This is a genomic window from Ruegeria sp. G10, assembly GCF_056533645.1.
The window spans coordinates 1-20,371 of sequence record NZ_JBQFOQ010000007.1; the positions used below are offsets into that span (position 1 = coordinate 1).

Here is a 20,371-nt window from a genome sequence, read left to right on the forward strand (position 1 = left end):
AACCTCACCCGCCTTGGGGCCTTCGAGGTTCACCTCCATCACTTCCAAAGGTTTGCCCGCCTGAACGGCGACGGCAGCACGGGTACGCATATGGCTTGTCTCCCTGTCTTATTTGCCCCGACCCTGCGTCAAATACAGGGTGTTTTCAACTGCGCTTTCGTGACAGGTTGGCTAAAGCTTTGATATTTCAGAAACGACATTGCCGTAAAAAGGAACGCCAATGCACCGATTTATTCCAATCCTGTGCCTGTTGGCAGCCTGCGCCGAGACCACTGGACCCGAGACTACGCCACCCGGGCCCGCGACTTCGCCTGTTGATCTGGCCTTTTGCGAAGGAGAGCCCTTTGCCAATGCTGTGGGCCAGCCACTCTCGGACATTCAGACCCAATTGCCCGAGCGATCACGCATATTGGGCCCAGACGGCATCGCAACGCAGGATTACCGCATCGACAGGTTGAACGTGTTCGTGAATGGGGCGGGCGTGATCCAAAGGCTCAGCTGCGGCTGACGTCACTTGCCACGATAGACCAGAATATCGGGCAAATAGTCGATCAGGCGAACCACCCAAGAAAACGGGGCCGGGAAATCGGTACGGAAGCGGCGCCGGGACATGGCGCGCAGAACGCGGTCGGCGGCGTCCTCGGGCGTCATCAGCATAGGCATCTTGAAACTGTTCTTGTCGGTCAGGCGGGTCTTGATGAAGCCCGGATTGACGATGCGCACGGTCACGCCAGTGCCCGCCAGATCATGGCGCATGGTCTCGGCCAAAGAAATCAGCGCCGCTTTGCTGGCTCCGTAAGAGATCGCGTTGGGTAGGCCGTGATACCCGGCCAGCGACCCGATCAGAGTGATGTCCCCGCGACCTCGGCGCACAATATCCGGGACCGTTTCCCCCAAAACCCGAAGCGCACCGTTATAGTTGACGTCGCTGATCATCAAAGCGGCTTCGGTATCCCAGGACGCAGTGGTGATCGGCTCATAGGCACCGGCGTTGTATACAATCGCGTCAAAGGCGCCAGCCGCAGCCACAGCATCACGGATAGTGCCAAGGTCCGTTACATCCAGCGGTAGCGCGCGCGCATTGGGCAAGGTGTTGCAGATGTCGGTCAGCCGATCCTGATTGCGGGCCGACAGGATCAGATGCGCACCTGCACCGCTCAGTTTTTCGGCCAGCGTTCGGCCAAGGCCTTCGCTCGCACCGATGATCCAGTAGGTTTTTCCGTCAAAGCTGCTCATACCCGGGCCATTCATGATTTGCTGAGGGATGTACGACCCAACAATACGGTTGGATCACGAAGCCTGGTTGGTTTTGGGCTGCATGTAACCAGACATCACAACATAGTGCGGCACCGAAAAACTGCTAATCCAATTGATCCATCCCCCCCTATCCTGCGTATCCTGTTGTAAATACCGAATAACGAGGATGGAATGTTCGACGAAACCCGGGGCGTACGCAAGAAAATCGCAGTAGTTGGCGCAGGCATTTCAGGTCTCTCCGCAGCTTATTACCTTTCTGAAAACCACGATATCACCGTGTTCGAGGCCGAGCCCCGACTGGGCGGCCACGCCCGCACGGTTATGGCAGGCCGCAATGGTGATCAGCCGGTCGATACCGGCTTTATCGTGTTCAACTATGCCACCTACCCATACCTGACCCGGCTGTTCGATGAGTTGAACGTGCCCGTCACGAAAAGCGAAATGAGCTTTGGCGCAACCATCGACAATGGCCGCATCGAATACGGGCTGAACAACCTGCGCACGCTGACGGCGCAGAAGCGCAACCTTGCACGGCCTGCCTATTACAAGATGATCGCCGACATCCTGCGCTTCGGCAAAGAAGCGCCCGAAGCTGCCCAGGACGATGACACCACGATCGGAGAGCTGGTGGATCAGCTGCGCCTCGGCCATTGGTTCCGGCACAATTACCTGATGCCCATGTGCGGCGCGATCTGGTCAACGCCGGTCGAGTTTGTCGATCAGTTCCCGGCCCGCTCGCTGGTGCAGTTCTTTCGCAACCATGCGCTGTTGGCTTCGGGACGTGCCAATCAGCACCAGTGGTACACGGTCAAAGGCGGCAGCATCGAATATGTGCGCCGGATCGAGGCCGCGTTGCGCACCCGGGGGGCCGACATTCGTCTGGCCTCGCCCGTTCAGCGGATCGAACGTCATGATCTGGGTGTCACGGTGCATGCCGGCGGCGAAGCCGATCTGTTTGATGAAATCATTCTGGCCACCCATTCCGATCAGTCCCTCGCCATTCTTGGCGATACGGCGACCGAAGATGAGAAAGCCGCGCTTGGAGCGATCAAGTATCAACCGAACAAAGCCATCCTTCACTGTGATCCCCGGCAGATGCCGCGCCGCCGCGCCTGCTGGTCCAGCTGGACCTACCGGTCGCAAAAAGGCAATGTTGGGGTCACATATTGGATGAACAGGCTTCAGAACATTCCAGACAGCGATCCGCTGTTTGTGACGCTGAACGCCGCCTCAGAGATTCCTGCGGATAAAATCTATGATCAGGTCGAGTTTGCCCATCCGGTGTTCGACAAAGCCGCCCTGCGCGCACAAGGGCAAATCCGCGAGATGCAGGGACAGAACCGAACCTGGTTTGCCGGTGCCTATAACAGGCACGGCTTTCACGAAGACGGGATTGCCAGCGCGATGTATGTTGTCGAACGCATCACCGGCACCCCGCAAATCATCGGAGCTGACAATGGCATTTCTGACGAAGAACCGGCCGTTCCTGCCTCGGCTTAACCTTGGCGCGGCTTTGCTGTCGCTTGCGCTGCTGACCCCCGGCGGGTTGGCGGCGTCGCCCGTGTTTGGTGTCCTCAACGATGCTGAATTGCGCGGCACCGCCACTTATCGTTATCTGGGCTTTCCGCTATACGATGCGCAACTCTTCACCAAGGGCGGTGCGCCCCTGAAGTGGAGCGACGATTTCGGCCTTGAGCTGCTCTATCGCCGCAATGTGACGAAGAAGGCGCTGATCAACTCGACCCTGGACGAGATGAAGCGCATCGGACGCGCCGCCCCTGTGCGCGATCAGCTTGAGGTCTGTTTCAACGCGGTCCGCAAGGGCGACCGCTATCTGGCGATCTCGCAAGGGCCTGACAAGGTTGAATTCTGGCTGAACGGGCAAAAGCTGTGCACGATGTCCTATCCGGGCATCAAACGCAGCTTCATGTCGATCTTTCTGGGCGAAAACACCCGGTCCGCAGCCTTTACGCAGGCGTTGCGAGGGAATTGATGCTGTATCCGCGGGTCAGCCTGTATGCGCTGATGCTGGCTGCGGCGGGCATCCCGCTTTACATCCACCTGCCGCGCTTTGCGGCGGTAAACCTTGGCATAGGTTTGGGCGTGATCGGCACTGTGCTGCTGGTCATCCGGCTGATCGATCTGGTGCAGGACCCGCTGATCGGCTGGGCGATTGACCGCTGGCCCGGGGCGCAGGTCCTGTTTGCCGCCGCCGCTGCGCTGGGTTTGGCCATCGGGTTTCCCTTGCTCTTTGGACTGCCAGAAGGGGCCAATATTACCGCATTAGTGTCTGTTTTGATCCTTCTGTTCTCTGCCTACAGCCTTGGAACCATCCTGCTTTACGGCCGCAGCGCGACGCTGGCCAAACAGTCCACCCCAAAAGAGCTGATGCGGCTGGCCGCCTTCCGTGAGGGCGGCCAACTGACCGGTGTTGTCATTGCCGCAGCCGCACCCGCATTGTTCGTGGCGCTGGGTGCCGGCGCGCAGGGATACCCGGCCTTCGGCCTTTTCCTTGGCATTTTGGCCGTAGTGACCTTGGTCGTGACCCTGCCGATGTGGAGGCGCAGTCCAGTCACCGGACAAGCGTTGTCGTTTTCAGGGCTGGGACAAGCCGGGGCATTGCGACTGCTCGTTCTGGCACTGGTGAACAGCCTGCCTGTGGCGATCACCTCGACCCTGTTTCTGTTCTTTGTCGAGGACCGGCTGCAATTGCCCGGAAAAGCCGGACCGCTTCTGATCCTGTTCTTCCTCAGCGCGGGGCTAAGCGTGCCGTTCTGGGCCAGGCTCAGCAACCGGATTGGCCCGAAACAGACTCTGATTATTGCGATGCCGCTGGCCATTCTTGGCTTTGTCGGGGCTGCGCTTCTGGCCCCCGGAAACCTGGTGGGTTTCGCCCTTATCTGCCTCGCCTCGGGGGCGGCTCTGGGCGCCGATATGGTGGTCCTGCCCGCCATGTTCTCGGTCGTTCTGACCCGCGCGGGTCTGAACGCGTCCGCCGCTTTCGGCATCTGGTCCTTTGCGGGCAAGCTGGGACTGGCGCTGGCCGCCTTTTTCACTCTGCCGCTGCTGGAACGCAGCGGTTTCACGCCCGGGCAGGCCAATTCGGCTGAGGCGTTGAACACGCTCACCCTCGCCTATGCGGTACTGCCCTGCATTCTGAAACTCGGAGCGTTTGGCATGGTCCTGACGCTCCCGACGGAGGTCTCTGCCAAATGAAAACGCTCCTGATCTGTCTACTCGCCGTTTTTGCGCTGTTTGCCGTAAAGAACCGGTTCCTTAGTTTCCGGTCGCAATCACCGTCGGACTATAGCGGCACCGGGCCCGAATTCTCGCTGAAAGATAACCTGAACGGGGAAATCCTGTCCGAAGGGCTGATCTATGGCCCCAACGGCAAGATGTCGAACAGCTTTGTCGCGCGTATGGTGGGCGACTGGGACGGCAATACCGGGACACTGTCCGAGTATTTCACCTATTCCAACGGCAAGCAGATGACCCGCAAATGGTACCTGACAATGGGCACCGGCAACACATTTACCGCGACGGCAGATGATATCGTGGGCGAGGGCAAGGGCGTGATCTCGGGCGCGGCCGTGAAGCTGACCTATCGCATCATCCTGCCCGAGGATGCGGGCGGGCACACGCTGGATGTGACCGACTGGATGTATCTGACCGAAAACGGCGCGATCATGAACCGGTCCGAGATGCGCAAATTCGGGATCAAGGTCGCTGAACTGGTCGCTACGATGCGTCCGGCCCCCGAGGTGAAATCGGCCCATCTGCATGGTGCAAACGGCCACGATACAGACTCTGAACTGAGGCCTCTGCAATGATTGCCCGCCGGACCATTTTCGCGGTTGTCGTGCTCGCAGGGCTTGTCGTGCTGTCCGCCTGCTCGGCCAAACCGCGCATCCCAAATACCTTCCTGTCAGATCGCCAATTGAACCTTGAAGAATTCTTTGAGGGCAAGACCGTCGCTTACGGACAGTTTCAGGATGTGCTGGGCAACGTCCCGCGCCGCTTTACGGTCGACATAGACGGCACATGGGATGGCGAAACGCTGACGCTGGTCGAGGATTTTATCTATGATGACGGGGCCACCGAGCAACGCATCTGGACCCTGACCAAGACCGGCGAAGACAGCTGGACCGGCGCCGCCCCCGGTGTGCTGGGCACCGCCAGCGGTGTCGAGCGGGGCGATACGTTCAACTGGAAGTACAAGATAGACCTACCCGTCAAAGACGGCACCATGCGTGTCGATTTCGATGACTGGATGTGGCTTTTGTCCGATGATCGTCTGTTGAACAGAGCCTATGTCTCGCGTTTTGGCGTGCGCCTGGGCGAGGTTATTCTGTTCTTTGAAAAGAAATAGCCACCCCACCAAAGCAACCGGCGGGGTGTGATAAGATCAAACGGTGCCGCCAAGGCTGCCCTCAAGCTCGACCATTTCCTGACCCCCGGCCATCAGGTCCTGCAGCTCTTCGGGGGTGATCTGGCCACGCTGTGCCGTGCCCAGCGTCTGACCACGGTTGAGAACGGTAAAGCGATCCCCCACAGCAAGCGCATGGCGGACGTTGTGCGTGATGAAGACAACGGCGATACCCTGCTTGCGCACCTTGTCGATGGTCGCCAGCACGTTGGCCGTCTGACGTACACCAAGCGCCGAGGTCGGTTCGTCCAGGATCAGAACCTTGGCCCCGAAATGCACCGCCCGCGCAATGGCTACCGTCTGGCGTTCACCGCCGGACAAGGTGCCGACTGCCTGATCGGGACCGCGCAGGTTGATCCCCATCTTCTTCATTTCTTCCATCGTGACGGTGTTGGCATAATCATGATCGAAGAAATTGATCGGGCCAATCTTCTTAACCGGTTCATTCCCCATGAAGAAATTGCGCGAGACGGACATCAAAGGGATCATCGCCAGATGCTGGTGCACCGTCGCGATCCCAGCCTCGATCGCATCGCGCGGATCGGTGAAGTGCATGGGCTTGCCTTCAAACAGGATCTCTCCGTGCGTAGGCTGATGCACGCCCGACATGGTTTTGATGAAGGTCGACTTTCCCGCGCCGTTGTCGCCCAGAAGACAGTGACATTCACCGGGGAACACATCCACCGAGACCCCCGCCAGCGCAATCACACTGCCAAAGTGCTTTTCGATGTTCTTCATCTGGATAATGGGTGCATGTTCGGGATTCATATCAACGCTCTCCCGTAATGATGCGGCGGATATAGGTGTTGAGGATCACAGCCCCCAGCAGGATCACGCCAAGGAAGACCCTAAACAACGAGCTTTCGACGCCCGCAAAGAACAGACCCTGCTGCACCACGCCAAAGATCAGCGCGCCCAGCGCCGCCCCGAGGACTGAGCCGTAGCCTCCGGTCAGAAGCGCGCCGCCAATGACCACCGCAATGATCGCCTCGAACTCTTTCAGTAGACCCCGGTCGGCACCCGCCGAGCCGAACTCCATCACCTGACAGACGGCGAAGACGGTGGCGCAGAAGGCGGTGAACATGAACATCAGAATCTTGACCCGGTTCACAGGTACACCCGAGTTGCGTGCTGCCTCGGCATCCCCACCCGAGGCAAAGATCCAGTTACCAAACCGTGTCTTGGTCAGCAGAACGTGACCAAAGATGATCAACCCGATGGCCCAGACGATCAGCATGGGCACACCGTCGACAACCGGCTGCCCTGCACGGGTACCGCGCTCGAATACGGCGATGATCCCGGCGTCGCCCAGCCACTGGAACAGCCCTTGCAGGATTTTGCCGCCGAAGATCGGGGCCAGCCAATCGCCTTCGGCTGCGTCCTTAACACCGCCGATGATGGTTTTGCGCTCGATCACCTGAGGCAGGAAGATGGTGAAGCCGCGCAGGATGAACAGGAAGGCCAGCGTCACGATGAAACTGGGCAGCCCGGTCCGGACCACGATCCAGCCATTCAGCGCTCCGATGGCGACGGCCATGGCGAAGGTGACGATGATTGCCATCCACACCGGCCAGCTGAGCGTGACCGAGAAGATCGCAATCATCATGCCGGAAAAGCCGATCATTGATCCGACGGACAGGTCGAACTCACCTGCGATCATCAGAAGGCACGCGCCGACCGCGATGATCATGAACTGCGCCGAGACAACCGACCAGTTCATCATGCCCTGGGCGTTGAACATGCCGCTGTCAAAGGCGAATAGCAGGAAGAAGGTGAAGACCGCGACGGTGCCGACCATCCCGCCCAGTTCAGGCCGGATCAGAGCCTTGCGCAAGGGCGAGATCTCTTTGATCCGTTCGTCGGTTAACGTCGTGTTTTGAGCAGACTCGCCCATGAGAGCGCTCCTCCGATAAAAACAGTGATTTGCGTCAGAAAACTGTCAGCGGGCGCCCCGGTTGCAGGGCACCCGCGTTGCAAGAATTAGCGGTACTCGCCAGCGAATTCTTCGATCTTGGTCAGGCCATCCGCAGTTACGAAACCGGGGCCCGAGTTGATGTTGTTGCCGGGCAGAACGCCGTAACGGTGGTAATTCGCCATCACGACAACCGGCAGGTAAGCCTGCAGGAAGGGCTGCTGGTCGATACCCCACTGGATCACGCCGGATTTGATGCCTTTGACGATTTCACCACCCAGATCGAAGGTGCCGAAATAGATGTCACCGGCCATACCGTTTTCTTCCAGCGCCAAAATGGTCGGGTCAGCCGAGGTCGGGCCAAGCGTCAGAACCGCTTCGGTGTCCGGGTTGGCCGACAGATAGGCCAGCACGCGGTTCTTGATCTCGGCGGGGTCCTGACCGGCATCGATCATCTGATCGCCCAGTTCGATGCCCAGACCATCCGCAAAGCCCTGGCAGCGCTCCTGGCTCGAGGGCTGAACGATATAGTGGTTCACGCACAGGAACGAGCCGATGCCGTCACCCTTGGCCCGCTGGCCCGCCGCGAAACCGGCGTCATATTCGGGCTGACCCACATACATCAGTGCACCCACTTCACGGGCCTGATCCGGTGTGCCGGTGTTCATGATGATCACATCCACACCCGCGTCGACAGCCGATTTGATCGGGCCGCTCAGCACATCATAATCCGCCAGCGTGGTGATGATCCCGTTGGGGCCCGAAGCTGCCGCCTGATCGATGATCCGCGCCATGTCGGCCAGGTCACCAGTGGGCGGATTGCGATATTCAACCTCAACACCCATCTGATCGCCCGCCAGCGCGATACCGTTCTTGATCGTGTTCCACCAGCTGTCGCTGTCTGGTGCGTGGCTGACCAGAATGTACTTCTCGCCCTCCGCCGCAACGCTTGTGGCTGCGATCAGCGGCGTCGCAGCGACCACCGCCGCCAGCGCCAGCTTCTTCGTCAGTGATGTCATGATGTCCTCCCAAAAACTCATGTTATCGCGGATTGAGGCGGTTCTTCGCACCTCTCCGAGTCGTGTTAGAGCACATCCGTCAAAATTTTGCAACCGGTTGCAAAAGATATTGAACCTGTTTCATACTGTATCTGCCCGAGATTAAGGGTAAGAGGGCTATCACCAAACGCGGGAAGGTCAGGCAGATCATGGCTGTCACATTGAAAGAGGTTGCAGAGCGCGCGGGTGTATCCCGGTCAGCTGTGTCGCGCACTTTCACCGACGGGGCCTCGGTATCCGACAAGATGCGCCGCAAGGTCGAGAAGGCCGCGCAGGAGTTGGGATACAGCCCCAACGCGCTGGCCTCGTCGCTGACGACAGGGCGCACCAAGCTGATCGGACTGGTGTCGAACAACTTTCACAATCCGATCTTTCTGCAGGTCTTCGATCTGTTCACCCGGGGGCTGCAGGATCGCGGCTTGCGCCCCTTGCTGGTGAACCTCACCGATGAGGTTGAGCCCGAGAACTCGGTTCGGATGCTGCGTCAGTATTCGGTTGATGGCGTTGTCGTGGCATCCTCGACCCTGCCACCGGGCTTTGCCAAGGCATTCCGCGATGCGGGCGTGCCGGTGGTGCACAGCTTTGGCCGGTCATCATCGTCGCCGCAGGTGCATGTGGTTGGAATCGACAACGTTGAATGTGGGCGCATGGCCGCTCGTGAACTGGTCGCGCGCGACTATGGCAAGGTGGCCTTTCTGGGCGGGCCCGAAGCCGCAACATCGACGCAGGATCGCCATGCGGGTTTCATGTCGGAAATGGCGCTGCACCCTGAGATCACCGTGACCTGCTCTTTCGCCGAGGCTTACTCGTTCGACGCGGGCCGACAGGAAATGCTGCGACTGCTGAAATCTGAACGGGCCGAGGCCTATTTCTGCGGTGACGACGTGTTGTCCATCGGTGTCCTGTCGGCGGTTTTGGACAGCGGCCTGAACGTGCCTGACGATATCGGCATCATCGGTCTGAACGATATGGAGATGGCCCGGTGGGAGAACATCGACCTCACCACCATTCATCAGCCGATCAGACAGATCGTCAGTTCGTCGATTGAGCTTATGGTGGCGACCCTGCGGGAACCCGACCGGTATCCCGAGGCACGTATCTTCCCCTGCTCGGTGGTGGAACGGGGCACATTGCGCCCCGTGCCTGAAGGTTAACGGAACATCGGCGGACGGGCATCCATCCACGCGCTGCCCTGCTTGGCAGACGCAACCGCAGTGTGCACCGCAGCCATCGACCGCACTCCGTCTGCTGCATTGGGCAACCCGTCGCGGAGTTCTCCGGCAATCGCATCGGCCAGATCGCAGTAGATATTCGCAACCGCCAGCGGGAACCCCTCGGGATGCGCAATCGCCACGCGGCTGAGACGTTGCGCATCTTCATGCAACCCGCCCTCACCCTTTTCGATGATCTGCAAGCGCCCACCGACGGGCGTATAGATCAACTGGTTCGGCTGTTCGGACGCCCAGCGCAGGCCACCGGTTTCCCCGAACACCTGAATGTCGAACCCGTGCTGGCGACCGATGGCCACCGAGGACGTCCATAGGCGGCCAACTGCGCCTTTGGCCGTGCGGAAGTTGACCATGGCGTCATCTTCCAACTCGCGGCTGCCGATGGTTGAGGCGAAATCGGCAGACAAAGTCTGAACCTCATCATCGGCAATGAACCCGGCCATATGCATCGCGTGGATGCCGCAATCAGCGAACTGGCCGGACACGCCCGCCATCGCCGGATCATAGCGCCAGCGGACGCGCGGATTATCGGCATCGGTGGCGTCGCCGTGATGGCCATGACTGAAGTTGGTGACGACCAGACGGACCTTGCCGATCTCACCTGCGCGGACCATCGCGCGGGCCTGCCGCACCATAGGATAGGCGGAATAGCAGTAGTTGACCGCGCAGATCTTGCCGGTTTTCTCGGCCACCTTGACGATCTCTTCGCCCTCTTCCACGGTCATGGTCATGGGCTTTTCACACAGCACATTAAACCCGGCCTCGAGAAAGGCTTTGGTGATCTCGAAATGTGTTGCGTTCGGCGTGGCCACAGTGACCAGATCGATCCGGTCGTCCCGCCCGCGCTCACCTTCCAGCATCTCGGTCCAGTCGCCATAGGCCCGGTCTGCCGCGATGCCCAATCGTTGCGCATATTCGCGCCCGATATCGGGCCGGTGATCCAGCGCCCCAGCAGCGAATTCGAAATGCCCGTCTGCCAGCGCGCCCAGCCGGTGCGCCGGCCCGATCTGGCTGCCTTCGCCACCACCGATCATGCCCCATTTCAGTTTGGTCATGCTCTGGGCCTCCTTAGCTGAAACCAATGGATTCAAGGTATTCGCGGTTCTTCCGAGCATCGCCGACCGGGTCGGGATCCAGCGTCGGGTCACAGTCCTGTTCCACCGTGCACCATCCGGTGAACCCTGCATCCAGCAGCACTTGACGGACGGTCGGAAAGTCCACGTCGCCCTCACCCAGATTGCAGAAAATTCCCTGCCCGCAGGCATCGTAAAAGCCTGTCCGGTTGGCGATCACATCTGCCTTTACAGTCGGTGAGATATCCTTGAAGTGCATGTACGAAATCCGGTCAACGTAACGCTGCATGAAGCTCACGGGATCAAACCCGGCATAGGAATGATGGCCCGTGTCGAAGCAGATTTTCAGCAGGCTTTCGTCCACCTCATCCAGCAGCCGTTCCAGCTCGGGCTCAAAATCCATGAAACCCGCCGCGTGGGCGTGCATGCCCACGGTCAGCCCGTATTCCTCAGCGCCAATGCGCGCGCTTTCGGCAAGGCGATCCCGGAAAGCGGTCCATTCGGCCTTGTCCATCTGCTCGGCCTCATTCGCACGGCCAGCGGTCGGCGCGCGACGGGGTGAGATCGCGTCGATCAGCACCAGATGCTGCGCACCATGTGCCTTCAACGCGCGCGCGGTGCGGTGGGTGGCGTACAGCACATCCTCCCACGCGTCGGGGTCGTGATAGTTGCGGAACACCACACCGCCGATCAGTTCCAGATCATGCTCGGCCAGCGCATCGGCCAGGATCGCAGGGTCTTCGGGCATGAAACCCACCGGGCCCAGCTCGATGCCCTTATACCCCGCCTCGGCACATTCGCTGAGAACGGATTTCCAATGCGGGTTGCGCGGGTCCTGCGCAAATTCCACGCCCCACGAACAGGGCGCATTGCCAATTCTGATGCTCATCTTGTCTTGTCTCCGATGCTCAGAAATCTTCGATGTTTTTCCAGCTTTCATCCGTCGACGACGCCAGCGCCGCAGCGACGATCCGGTTGACCTCATGCCCGTCGCGGAAGGTTGGCCAGACCGGCTCACCTGTCTCGATCGCGTGCAGGAAGTCGCGCGCTTCGATAATGATCTGATCCTGATAGCCGGTGCCATGGCCCGGCCCTTGGCAAAACGGCTCATAGTCGGGGTGCGCGGGGCCGGTCAGGATTTTGCGGAAGCCACGTTCAGCCTCGGGACCGTCCATGCGATAGAGCCACAATGCATTCTGATCCTCCTGATCAAAGCGGATCGCACCCTTGGTGCCGCTGATCTCATAGGCGTAGCCCATCTTGCGCCCGGTCGCGATGCGGCTGAAATACATCGACCCCATCGCTCCATTAGCGAAACGTACCATCATCTGGGCATGATCGTCGTTGTCGACCTCACCGCCCGGACGGGTTTTGTGCACGGTCTCGACCTCGGCCATCACGCGGTTGATCGGTCCGATCAATGCCAGCGCGGCGTTGATCATATGCGGGGCAAGATCACCCATCGTGCCGTTGGACATTCCCGAAGTGCGCCATGTGGCGGGGGCCTGCGGGTCGGCGTAGAAGTCCTCGGTGTGCTCACCCCGGAACCATGTGACGTCACCGATTTCTCCGTCTGCAATCAGCCTGCGCGCATGTTGGCTGGCGGGCGTGCGGATATAGTTGAAGCCGACCATGTTGGCGACACCCGAGGCCTCGGCTGCCTTCACCATGGCATCGCCATCTTCCATCGACGCGCCCAGAGGTTTCTCGCACAGAACCGGCTTGCCCAGTGCGAGAGCCGCCAGAGCGATCTGACGGTGCGTTTCCTGAGGGGTCGCGATCACAATGGCCTCGACCTTGGGATCGTTCACCAGCGCCTGCCAATCGTCGGTCGCGCGAGCGAAACCGTAGGCCTGACGATACCGCTCGGCGCTTTCGGGCGAGGACGCACACACCATCTCCAACCGGGGGCGCAGGCCCGTGTTGAACACGGCACCAACCGAGGTCATGGCAACCGCATGGGCCTTGCCCATATATCCGCCGCCCAGAATGCCAATGCCGATCTCTGCCATTCCGACGCCCTCCTCCGCTTTTTCTTGAAAACCATTTGCAACCGGTTGCAAAACTTGTATCGTGAGAATAGGACTCTCGCAAGCTGCATTCGGCACAGCACCGCAATTTTCCTAGAGGAGCCCGCAGACATGTCCGCGCAACACGACACTGTTTACCTGACAACGGCGCAGGCGATCATTCGCTGGCTGTCGAACCAGTTCATCGAGATCGACGGGCAGGAATATCGGTTATGTGGCGGGGGTTTCGGGATCTTTGGCCATGGCAATGTGACCTGCCTTGGCGAGGCGCTGAACACGGTGCGGGACGAGCTGCCGCTGTATCGCGGGCAGAACGAACAGAGCATGGGATTCGCCGCCGCAGGCTATGCCAAACAATGGCTGCGTCAGCGATTCATGTTCTGCACCGCCAGCGCGGGGCCCGGTACTGCGAATCTGCTGACGGCTGCGGGTCTGGCCCATGCCAACCGCCTGCCGATGCTGATGCTGTGCGGAGACACGTTTATCACCCGCTTGCCGGACCCGGTTTTGCAGCAGATGGAAAATTTCAACGATCCGACCTTTGGCCTGAACGACGCGTTCAAGCCAGTCAGCCGGTACTGGGACCGTATCACCCATCCGGCGCAGGTTATTCAATCGCTGCCCGCTGCCATCGCGACGATGCTGGACCCGGGTGATTGCGGGCCTGCCTTCCTCGGGCTGCCGCAGGATGTGCAAGGCTGGACCTATGACTACCCGGTGAAATTCTTCGAGAAGAAGGTGCATCGCATTCGCCGCCAAGCGCCCGATGCGGATGAGATTGCCGATGCAGCTGCCGCTCTGGCCGGTGCGAAACGCCCGATGATCATCGCAGGTGGCGGCGTGCAGTATTCGCAAGCCGTGGCCGAGTTGACCGAGTTTGCCGAAAAGCACCAGATTCCGGTCGTAGAAACCATCGCAGGCCGCGCCAATATGCTGGCGACCCATCCGCTGAATATCGGCCCGATTGGCGTGACCGGATCGGACAGCGCCAACACCATTGCGGAGCAGGCCGATGTGATCGTCGCCATCGGAACGCGCCTGCAGGATTTCACGACCGGATCATGGACGGCTTTTGCCAAGGATGCTCAGTTCATCTCGATCAACGCCGCGCGGCATGATGCGGGCAAACATATGTCGCTGCCGATTGTTGGGGATGCCAAGCTATCGATTCAGGCTCTGACACAGGCTGTTGACTACAAAGCGCCACAGGATTGGGTATCGCTGGCGCAAGATGAGCGGCATAAGTGGGATGCCTATGTGGCCGAGAATGTCTCATACGGAAACCGCCCGAATTCCTACGCTCAGGCCATCGGCGTGGTGAACGATCTTTGCGATACGCGCGACCGCGTGGTGGCCGCTGCCGGGGGTCTGCCTGCGGAGGTTACCGCCAACTGGCGCACATTGGATATCGGCACGGTCGATGTGGAATTCGGCTTCTCCTGCATGGGCTATGAAATCGCAGGTGCATGGGGCGCACGCATTGCCCAGTCCGAGCGCGAACCCGACAATGACACCATCACCTTCTGCGGTGACGGGTCCTACCTGATGCTGAATTCAGACATCTATTCCTCGGTTCTGAGCCGCAAGAAGATGATCGTTTTGGTGCTGGACAATGGCGGATTTGCGGTCATCAACAAGCTGCAGAACAACACAGGCAACGAAAGCTTCAACAACCTGCTGGAAGACTGCCCCACCATCCCCGAAGCCTTCGGCGTCGATTTCGCGGCCCATGCGGCCTCGATGGGGGCGACCAGCGAAAAAGTCGCGAACCCGGCCGAACTGGCCGAAGCGTTCAAGCGCGCCAAGGCCAGCGACAAGACCTATGTGATCGTCATGGACGTGGATGCCTATGAAGGCTGGACAACCGAGGGCCATGCCTGGTGGGAAGTTGGAACCCCCCACACCTCGGCGGATGAGAAGGTCCGCGATGCGCACGTCGAATGGGAATCCACGCGCGAAAAGCAGCGCAAGGGGGTGTGATGAGGCGGTTCACAGCTCAAACAGCCGATCCTGACATCATCGTCGATGAGTTGCTGAACGGCGGCGGCGCGGTTGCCATATCGGGCCTGTTCACATCCGACGAAATCGCCGAGGCGCGCGCCATCATCATGGCCGAATCCGAGACAGCTGCCGAGAAAGTAACCCATTTTCAAGGCGCTGCAGAAGAAGACGGCAAGCTGAACCTGCAACGCCGGGTGTGGAACCTGTTGGCCAAGGGCGACGTGTTCTCACACATGGCGGCGCATCCAGTGCTGATGAAGATCCTGCGAAAGTTTCTGGGCACCGAATTCATCATGGGCTCGATCGCGGCCAATCGCATCCTGCCGGGTGGACCGGGGCAGGAACCGCATGTGGATTATCCCTATTGGGATTTTCACAGCCCCGAAACGCATCCAGTTGGGCTGAACGGAACCTTTCCGATGAATGCACAGGTCTCGGTCCTGCTGGACCCGTTCACCGAGGAAAGCGGCGCGACAGGCTATGTGCCGGGATCGCAGAAAGAGCTGCGCTATCCAACGCCTGAAGACAGATTCTATGACAAGTGCGAACGCATGACTGGAGAGCCCGGCGATGTGGCTCTGTTCTATGGTGTCACGTGGCATTGCGCGATGCCGAACAAGGCAGATCACGACCGCAGCGCGATCCTGATCCAATACCTGCCCAAATGGGTCAAACCGATGGAGGATATGCCAGCCGCCCTGCCGCAGGATTTCCTCGATCAGGCCAGCCCTGACATGCGGCAATTGCTGGGTCTGGACTATCCCTACCCCGAGGTGCTGGACACCGCGCGGGCAGGCAATACCGAGGGGCGCAAGTGACTCTGATCGAAGGCATAAAAGGCAATCGCTTTGCCGTGTTTGGCCGGGCCGGGATGGACCTGTTTGCGGACCCGGTCGGCACCAAAAGCGTGGACGCGAGCACCTTCCGCGCCGATCTGGGCGGCTCCAGCGCCAATATCTGCGCCGGGCTGGTCAAACTGGGCAGTCAGGCGGCGCTGATCACGTCGGTCTCGGACGACGCTGTGGGCCGGTTCTGCGTCAACCGATTGCGGATCTACGGCGTCGACACCCGCTATGTGCGCACGGTCGGGGGTGAGGCGCGCACATCGTTGGCCCTATATGAAAGCTGTATCGAGGATTTTCAGAACGTCATCTATCGCAACGGCGCCGCTGATTTTCAGGTGACCGAGGCGGATATGGACGCGGTTGATTACACCGCGTTCTCGGCCCTGATCACGGCAGGCACGGTGTTTGCGGCCGAGCCTTCCCGCTCAGCCACGTTCCGCGCGTTCGAAAATGCGCGCGCTGCAGGTCTGCCGGTGATCTTCGACATTGATTACCGCCCCTATAGCTGGCCGTCGCCGGACGTCGCCTCGGAGGTTCTGACCCGCGCGGGCAACGAAAGCGATCTGATCGTCGGCAATGACGAAGAGTTCGGATTCATGGCGGGCGGCATCGAAAAAGGCCTGGACAAGGCCCGCGAACTGGCGGCCATCGGCAAGATGGTGATCTACAAGATGGGCCACGAAGGCGCCATCACGCTGGCAGACGCGCAAGAGGTCCGCACCGGCATCTACCCCGTTACCGCCGTAAAGCCCAACGGCGCAGGTGACAGTTTTCTGGCCGGTCTCCTCGCCTCGATCGCCGCCGGGCACGGCTTGCGCGACGCGGTTCTGCGCGGCTCGGCCTGCGCCTCCATTGTCGTGTCGAAACCCGGCTGTGCCGGGGCCATGCCGACCACGCCCGAACTGGATGAATTTCTGGCCCGGCACCCGGGCCCCACGGATACCTGAAAGGAGACGCAGATGCATATCGCGCCCCATGACAACCAGAACAAACCTATCGTCGATGCCGACCATGACCTGGTGCCACTGAACTATTTCAACATCGTCAAACTGAAAAAGGGCGAGGTGTTCGAATATGCCGTTCCGGGCTATGAGACTTGCATCGTGCCCGCCACCGGCACCGTGGATGTCGATGTGGACGGCGCGATCTATACCAACCTCGGCAACCGCACCATCGACGTCTGGGATGGCGAGCCCGAGGGCGTCTATGTGCCTGTCGGAGCCAAGGTGCGTATCACCTGCGTGACGGATGAAACCGAGACCTTCATCGCTGGCGCAAAATTCGACCGCGTGTTGGAACCTTTTGACGTCCGCGTGCCCGAGCTGGATCTGGTGCAATACGGCTCGGACGACACCAAGACCCACCGCAAGATCAAACACATTCTGGGCGCGAACCACCACGACAAGGTGGGCCGCTTACTGGTGTCCGAGCTTTATACCGTGGGTCAGGGCGGCTGGTCCGGCTTTCCCAGCCACAAGCATGACACCGACCGCAAAGGTGACGATGGCGAGATGATCGAGACCCGCCATGACGAGACCTACAATTTCCGCTTCCGGCCCAACCATGGCTCGGGCGTTCAGATGCTGCAGCGCGAGGACAACAAGCCGGGCGATGCCTATCACATCATGGACGGCTCAACGATCCTGCTGGACAAGGGCTATCACCCCTGCGCGGTTCTGCCGGGGTATGAGATGTATTATTTCACCATCCTTGGTGGCCTCAGCCAACGCTCGCTCAAGCAGTATTTCCAGCCGACCCATGCGGATCAGTTGCATACCATTCCCGGCATCATGGACATGGTGGCCAAGTTCAAATGAGCCTTGTGACATTATCGGACGTCCTCCAACCCGCGCTGCGTGACGGCTATGCCGTGGCCGGGTTGGTGACGTTGGGCTGGGAAGACATGCGCGCCTATGTGGCCGCAGCCGAGGCCGAAGACGTGCCGATCATCCTACAAGCCGGTCCGTCCTGCCGCGAGCACACACCGCTGCCAATCTTGGGCAAAATGTTCCGGCATCTGGCCGAAGGGGCCAGCGTTCCAGTCGTGGCCCATCTGGATCATGGGTACAGCCATGAGGACTGCCGTATTGCCATCGACAGCGGCTTTACGTCGGTCATGTTTGACGGCTCGCGCAAGCCTCTGGCCCAGAATATCGATGAAACGGCAGCCATTGCCGAAATGGCTCACGCGGCGGGTGTCTCCTGCGAAGGGGAAATCGGCTTTGTCGGCTATTCCGGGGGCGAAGGCTCGGATGGCACCAACCCGGACGAGGCCGCGCAATTCGCCCGCGAGACGGGTGTGGACGCAATGGCGATCTCGGTTGGCAATGTCCATCTGCAGCAGAACAAGGAAGGCGGGCTGGACGAGCCCCGCATCCGCGCGATCGAGGCCGTCACCGAGGTGCCTTTGGTGATCCACGGCGGATCGGGCGTGCCGGAGGCGCAGCGCACGGCGCTGGCGCGGGGTTCGAAAATCTGCAAGTTCAACATCGGAACCGAGTTGCGAATGGCCTTTGGCCACGCCCTGCGCGCGGCAGTGAATGCCGACCCGGACCGGTTCGACCGCGTACTTATCCTGAAAGACACACATGAACCGGTGGTCGAGGCGACGCGCCGGGTTCTTCAAGCCTTCAAGGGGGCATGACATGCTGAATATCGGATTGCTGGGCTGCGGGCGGATCGGGCAGGTGCATGCACGCTCGGTCGGGCAGATTGATGGTGCACGGATCACAGCCGTGGCAGACGCCTTCTCGGAACCGGCTGAGGCGCTGGCTGACAAAACCGGTGCTCAGATCTTGTCGGCAAAAAGCCTGATCGAAAGCGCGGATGTCGATGCCGTCGTTATCGGAACCCCAACCGACACCCACTACGACCTGATTCACCAAGCGGCCCGTGCGGGCAAGGCGATCTTCTGCGAAAAACCTGTTGATATGTCCGCCGACCGCATCCGCGACTGCATCAAGGTGGTGCAAGAAACCGGCGTCCCCTTCATGACCGCCTTCAACCGCCGCTTTGACCCCAGCTTTGCCAACATCCAATCCCGCATCGCAGCCGGAGAAATCGGCGAGGTCGAGATCGTCACCATCCTGTCCCGCGATCCCTCACCACCGCCGATCAGCTATATCGAAAGCTCGGGCGGTCTGTTCCGCGATATGATGATCCACGATCTGGATATGGCGCGTTTCCTGCTGGGTGAGGAACCTGTAACGGTCTACGCCGTCGGCTCTTCTCTGGTCGATCCCGCAATCGGCAAGGCCGGAGACGTCGATACCGCGGCCGTCACGCTGACCACCGCCAGCGGCAAGATCTGCCAGATCTCGAACTCGCGCCGCGCCAGCTATGGCTATGATCAGCGCATCGAAGTGCATGGGGCAAAGGGCCTTTTGCGGGCGGAAAACATGCTGGAAAACACGGTTGAAGTCGCCACCCCCGATGGCTTCCGCAAGGCCCCGGCCCAGCATTTCTTCCTCGAACGCTATGAAGCGGCCTATCGGGCAGAGATGACTCATTTCGTGGCCGCTTTGACCGGATCCGCATCCCTGTCACCCGGAATTCTCGACGGGTTGCGCGCACAGATACTGGCTGACGCTGCAGACAGATCACTGAAAGACGGAACAGTCGTCGCCATCACCTGAGGGAATCGCAAAGCGCACGAGGGCAAGGTACGACGCGCCAAACTCGTACCCCCTCAAGAAATCGTCAGACATCTTCCAGACGCGCCGCATGTGTTTGGTATCTGCCTGAGATGTTCGGAATGTGTCTGAGAGATTAATTTTACCGGTCACAAAGCCCCTTCGCCTTGGAAAAAATCGCCTATGCGAGCAGCCGGAGAAACTCGAGCCAGCGCGTCCAATTTCGGATGAGACGCTATCCGGTCTTTCGCACCAACCGAGTGCAGCTTCGCTCAGCTCTGAACTCACTTGCGGCACCAAGGCAGAGTATCTTGATCCGCGAAGCAGCCCTTTTTTCCGTTTGTCTTCGTTTCAAGAACAACATTAACCGAACGTGAACAATGTATTCTCAGAGTGTTCAACCAAACTGAGTCATAGTGATCATGTTGGATCGAACGTGCGGTCAGCCGTTCAATTGCAAACAAGGGGAAACGCATGATCAAGCCTGCCTTTGTGACTAAAGAGTCCAGCCCCACAGCTGTGATGCAAACCTCCGGCAAAATCGCCGAAGAACGTGTGTCAACGACGACCCCTTCGAGCAGCGGTCGCTTCCCTCCTATTGAAAATGCACTGTCTGATATCATCAAAAACAAGCGACTTTCCGAGGCACAAAACAACGTCTGAAGGTAGTTCAGCAGACCCCCACACAATTCCCGATATCTGTCCAAATATAGGAATTGAAAACTGAACCCCGCCCCTTTCCAGGGGCGGGGTTTCTTTTGTTCGACAACCAATTGGCGTCAAAGCTGATGCGCAAATAGCTGGGCCAGCCGTTTCCCATCCCTGTGAAACATTTGGCTGGCCCAGCTTTCAGTACTTCCGTGAGCAGTCGCACTGATGTTGAGACGAATGAACGTTTCGGTAACTTC

Annotated in this window: 21 protein-coding genes; 14 read left to right on the forward strand and 7 right to left on the reverse strand. The window is 59.7% G+C overall.

The window, feature by feature from the left end; translation table 11 throughout:
- The first annotated feature begins 220 nt into the window (after positions 1-220).
- Positions 221-508: an I78 family peptidase inhibitor gene (locus tag ACR0KM_RS12745; protein WP_480859260.1), complete on the forward strand. Its 288-nt coding sequence runs from the start codon at positions 221-223 to the stop codon at positions 506-508.
- Positions 509-510: 2 nt separating this feature from the next.
- Here the strand turns inward: ACR0KM_RS12745 and ACR0KM_RS12750 are convergent, their stop codons facing one another.
- A complete protein-coding gene (locus tag ACR0KM_RS12750; RefSeq protein ID WP_480859258.1) occupies positions 511-1,236 on the reverse strand; it encodes an SDR family NAD(P)-dependent oxidoreductase in 726 nt (241 codons plus the stop codon).
- Positions 1,237-1,428: 192 nt separating this feature from the next.
- On the opposite strand from ACR0KM_RS12750, the gene ACR0KM_RS12755 reads away from it, so the two are divergent.
- Genes ACR0KM_RS12755 through ACR0KM_RS12775 form a run of 5 tightly spaced genes read left to right on the forward strand, consistent with a single transcriptional unit; the run spans position 1,429 to position 5,626 of the window.
- Complete coding sequence (locus ACR0KM_RS12755; RefSeq protein ID WP_480859256.1) at positions 1,429-2,757, forward strand: NAD(P)/FAD-dependent oxidoreductase; 1,329 nt, start codon at positions 1,429-1,431, stop codon at positions 2,755-2,757.
- Positions 2,714-3,250 carry a hypothetical protein gene (locus tag ACR0KM_RS12760; protein WP_480824117.1) on the forward strand — a complete coding sequence of 179 codons (537 nt, stop codon included), beginning with the start codon at positions 2,714-2,716 and terminating at the stop codon, positions 3,248-3,250. Before ACR0KM_RS12755 ends, ACR0KM_RS12760 begins: the two co-directional genes overlap by 44 nt.
- Positions 3,250-4,473 (forward strand): MFS transporter, encoded by a 1,224-nt coding sequence (locus tag ACR0KM_RS12765; protein WP_480859254.1) that lies wholly within the window; start codon positions 3,250-3,252, stop codon positions 4,471-4,473. Before ACR0KM_RS12760 ends, ACR0KM_RS12765 begins: the two co-directional genes overlap by 1 nt.
- Entirely contained in the window at positions 4,470-5,087 is a 618-nt protein-coding gene (locus ACR0KM_RS12770) for a DUF3833 domain-containing protein (protein WP_480859252.1), read from the forward strand. Before ACR0KM_RS12765 ends, ACR0KM_RS12770 begins: the two co-directional genes overlap by 4 nt.
- Positions 5,084-5,626 carry a DUF3833 domain-containing protein gene (locus tag ACR0KM_RS12775; protein ID WP_480859250.1) on the forward strand — a complete coding sequence of 181 codons (543 nt, stop codon included), beginning with the start codon at positions 5,084-5,086 and terminating at the stop codon, positions 5,624-5,626. The genes ACR0KM_RS12770 and ACR0KM_RS12775 overlap by 4 nt, the downstream gene beginning before the upstream one ends.
- Positions 5,627-5,662: 36 nt before the next feature.
- Here ACR0KM_RS12775 and ACR0KM_RS12780 read toward each other — a convergent pair whose 3' ends face one another.
- The 3 genes from ACR0KM_RS12780 to ACR0KM_RS12790 form a co-directional block, all read right to left on the reverse strand.
- Positions 5,663-6,451: an ATP-binding cassette domain-containing protein gene (locus ACR0KM_RS12780; protein ID WP_480522169.1), complete on the reverse strand. Its 789-nt coding sequence runs from the start codon at positions 6,449-6,451 to the stop codon at positions 5,663-5,665.
- 1 nt (position 6,452) lies between these two features.
- Entirely contained in the window at positions 6,453-7,577 is a 1,125-nt protein-coding gene (locus tag ACR0KM_RS12785) for an ABC transporter permease (protein ID WP_480522168.1), read from the reverse strand.
- An 86-nt stretch (positions 7,578-7,663) separates the two neighbouring features.
- Positions 7,664-8,614, reverse strand: coding sequence for a sugar ABC transporter substrate-binding protein (locus tag ACR0KM_RS12790; RefSeq protein ID WP_480522167.1), 951 nt, complete (start codon positions 8,612-8,614; stop codon positions 7,664-7,666).
- A 188-nt stretch (positions 8,615-8,802) separates the two neighbouring features.
- Here ACR0KM_RS12790 and ACR0KM_RS12795 point away from each other — a divergent pair, with 188 nt between their 5' ends.
- Positions 8,803-9,807 carry a LacI family DNA-binding transcriptional regulator gene (locus ACR0KM_RS12795; protein ID WP_480859248.1) on the forward strand — a complete coding sequence of 335 codons (1,005 nt, stop codon included), beginning with the start codon at positions 8,803-8,805 and terminating at the stop codon, positions 9,805-9,807.
- Here the strand turns inward: ACR0KM_RS12795 and ACR0KM_RS12800 are convergent.
- The 3 genes from ACR0KM_RS12800 to ACR0KM_RS12810 are packed head-to-tail and all read right to left on the reverse strand — an operon-like array spanning position 9,804 to position 12,967.
- Positions 9,804-10,937: a Gfo/Idh/MocA family protein gene (locus ACR0KM_RS12800; protein ID WP_480859246.1), complete on the reverse strand. Its 1,134-nt coding sequence runs from the start codon at positions 10,935-10,937 to the stop codon at positions 9,804-9,806. The genes ACR0KM_RS12795 and ACR0KM_RS12800 overlap by 4 nt on opposite strands.
- 13 nt (positions 10,938-10,950) lie before the next feature.
- On the reverse strand, positions 10,951-11,844 hold the full coding sequence (locus ACR0KM_RS12805; RefSeq protein WP_480859243.1) for a TIM barrel protein: 894 nt from the start codon (positions 11,842-11,844) through the stop codon (positions 10,951-10,953).
- A 19-nt stretch (positions 11,845-11,863) separates the two neighbouring features.
- Entirely contained in the window at positions 11,864-12,967 is a 1,104-nt protein-coding gene (locus ACR0KM_RS12810) for a Gfo/Idh/MocA family protein (RefSeq protein WP_480859241.1), read from the reverse strand.
- A 129-nt stretch (positions 12,968-13,096) separates the two neighbouring features.
- Between ACR0KM_RS12810 and iolD the strand changes: the two genes are divergently transcribed.
- The 7 genes from iolD (at position 13,097) to ACR0KM_RS12845 (ending at position 20,126) form a co-directional block, all read left to right on the forward strand.
- Positions 13,097-14,965: a 3D-(3,5/4)-trihydroxycyclohexane-1,2-dione acylhydrolase (decyclizing) gene (iolD, locus tag ACR0KM_RS12815; RefSeq protein ID WP_480859239.1), complete on the forward strand. Its 1,869-nt coding sequence runs from the start codon at positions 13,097-13,099 to the stop codon at positions 14,963-14,965.
- Positions 14,965-15,804 carry a phytanoyl-CoA dioxygenase family protein gene (locus tag ACR0KM_RS12820; RefSeq protein ID WP_480859237.1) on the forward strand — a complete coding sequence of 280 codons (840 nt, stop codon included), beginning with the start codon at positions 14,965-14,967 and terminating at the stop codon, positions 15,802-15,804. The genes iolD and ACR0KM_RS12820 overlap by 1 nt, the downstream gene beginning before the upstream one ends.
- Positions 15,801-16,778, forward strand: coding sequence for a 5-dehydro-2-deoxygluconokinase (iolC, locus tag ACR0KM_RS12825; protein ID WP_480859235.1), 978 nt, complete (start codon positions 15,801-15,803; stop codon positions 16,776-16,778). Before ACR0KM_RS12820 ends, iolC begins: the two co-directional genes overlap by 4 nt.
- 12 nt (positions 16,779-16,790) lie before the next feature.
- A complete protein-coding gene (locus ACR0KM_RS12830) occupies positions 16,791-17,648 on the forward strand; it encodes a 5-deoxy-glucuronate isomerase (RefSeq protein WP_480859234.1) in 858 nt (285 codons plus the stop codon).
- Positions 17,645-18,475 carry a class II fructose-bisphosphate aldolase gene (locus tag ACR0KM_RS12835; protein ID WP_480859231.1) on the forward strand — a complete coding sequence of 277 codons (831 nt, stop codon included), beginning with the start codon at positions 17,645-17,647 and terminating at the stop codon, positions 18,473-18,475. The genes ACR0KM_RS12830 and ACR0KM_RS12835 overlap by 4 nt, the downstream gene beginning before the upstream one ends.
- Before the next feature lies 1 nt (position 18,476).
- Positions 18,477-19,466, forward strand: a complete 990-nt coding sequence (gene iolG / locus ACR0KM_RS12840) for an inositol 2-dehydrogenase (protein WP_480859230.1) — start codon at positions 18,477-18,479, stop codon at positions 19,464-19,466.
- A gap of 471 nt (positions 19,467-19,937) precedes the next feature.
- Complete coding sequence (locus ACR0KM_RS12845; RefSeq protein ID WP_480824088.1) at positions 19,938-20,126, forward strand: hypothetical protein; 189 nt, start codon at positions 19,938-19,940, stop codon at positions 20,124-20,126.
- Positions 20,127-20,371 lie beyond the last annotated feature (245 nt).

Coding starts and splice junctions, on each gene's coding strand:
- ACR0KM_RS12795 (WP_480859248.1), top strand. CDS start 8,803: ATGGCTGTCACATTGAAAGAGGTTGCAGAGCGCGCGGGTGTATCCCGG.
- iolG (WP_480859230.1), top strand. CDS start 18,477: ATGCTGAATATCGGATTGCTGGGCTGCGGGCGGATCGGGCAGGTGCAT.
- ACR0KM_RS12835 (WP_480859231.1), top strand. CDS start 17,645: ATGAGCCTTGTGACATTATCGGACGTCCTCCAACCCGCGCTGCGTGAC.
- ACR0KM_RS12755 (WP_480859256.1), top strand. CDS start 1,429: ATGTTCGACGAAACCCGGGGCGTACGCAAGAAAATCGCAGTAGTTGGC.
- ACR0KM_RS12780 (WP_480522169.1), bottom strand. CDS start 6,451: ATGAATCCCGAACATGCACCCATTATCCAGATGAAGAACATCGAAAAG.
- ACR0KM_RS12810 (WP_480859241.1), bottom strand. CDS start 12,967: ATGGCAGAGATCGGCATTGGCATTCTGGGCGGCGGATATATGGGCAAG.
- ACR0KM_RS12745 (WP_480859260.1), top strand. CDS start 221: ATGCACCGATTTATTCCAATCCTGTGCCTGTTGGCAGCCTGCGCCGAG.
- ACR0KM_RS12790 (WP_480522167.1), bottom strand. CDS start 8,614: ATGACATCACTGACGAAGAAGCTGGCGCTGGCGGCGGTGGTCGCTGCG.
- iolD (WP_480859239.1), top strand. CDS start 13,097: ATGTCCGCGCAACACGACACTGTTTACCTGACAACGGCGCAGGCGATC.
- ACR0KM_RS12800 (WP_480859246.1), bottom strand. CDS start 10,937: ATGACCAAACTGAAATGGGGCATGATCGGTGGTGGCGAAGGCAGCCAG.
- ACR0KM_RS12770 (WP_480859252.1), top strand. CDS start 4,470: ATGAAAACGCTCCTGATCTGTCTACTCGCCGTTTTTGCGCTGTTTGCC.
- ACR0KM_RS12760 (WP_480824117.1), top strand. CDS start 2,714: ATGGCATTTCTGACGAAGAACCGGCCGTTCCTGCCTCGGCTTAACCTT.
- ACR0KM_RS12830 (WP_480859234.1), top strand. CDS start 16,791: ATGCATATCGCGCCCCATGACAACCAGAACAAACCTATCGTCGATGCC.
- ACR0KM_RS12805 (WP_480859243.1), bottom strand. CDS start 11,844: ATGAGCATCAGAATTGGCAATGCGCCCTGTTCGTGGGGCGTGGAATTT.
- ACR0KM_RS12785 (WP_480522168.1), bottom strand. CDS start 7,577: ATGGGCGAGTCTGCTCAAAACACGACGTTAACCGACGAACGGATCAAA.
- ACR0KM_RS12845 (WP_480824088.1), top strand. CDS start 19,938: ATGATCAAGCCTGCCTTTGTGACTAAAGAGTCCAGCCCCACAGCTGTG.
- ACR0KM_RS12765 (WP_480859254.1), top strand. CDS start 3,250: ATGCTGTATCCGCGGGTCAGCCTGTATGCGCTGATGCTGGCTGCGGCG.
- ACR0KM_RS12750 (WP_480859258.1), bottom strand. CDS start 1,236: ATGAGCAGCTTTGACGGAAAAACCTACTGGATCATCGGTGCGAGCGAA.
- ACR0KM_RS12820 (WP_480859237.1), top strand. CDS start 14,965: ATGAGGCGGTTCACAGCTCAAACAGCCGATCCTGACATCATCGTCGAT.
- ACR0KM_RS12775 (WP_480859250.1), top strand. CDS start 5,084: ATGATTGCCCGCCGGACCATTTTCGCGGTTGTCGTGCTCGCAGGGCTT.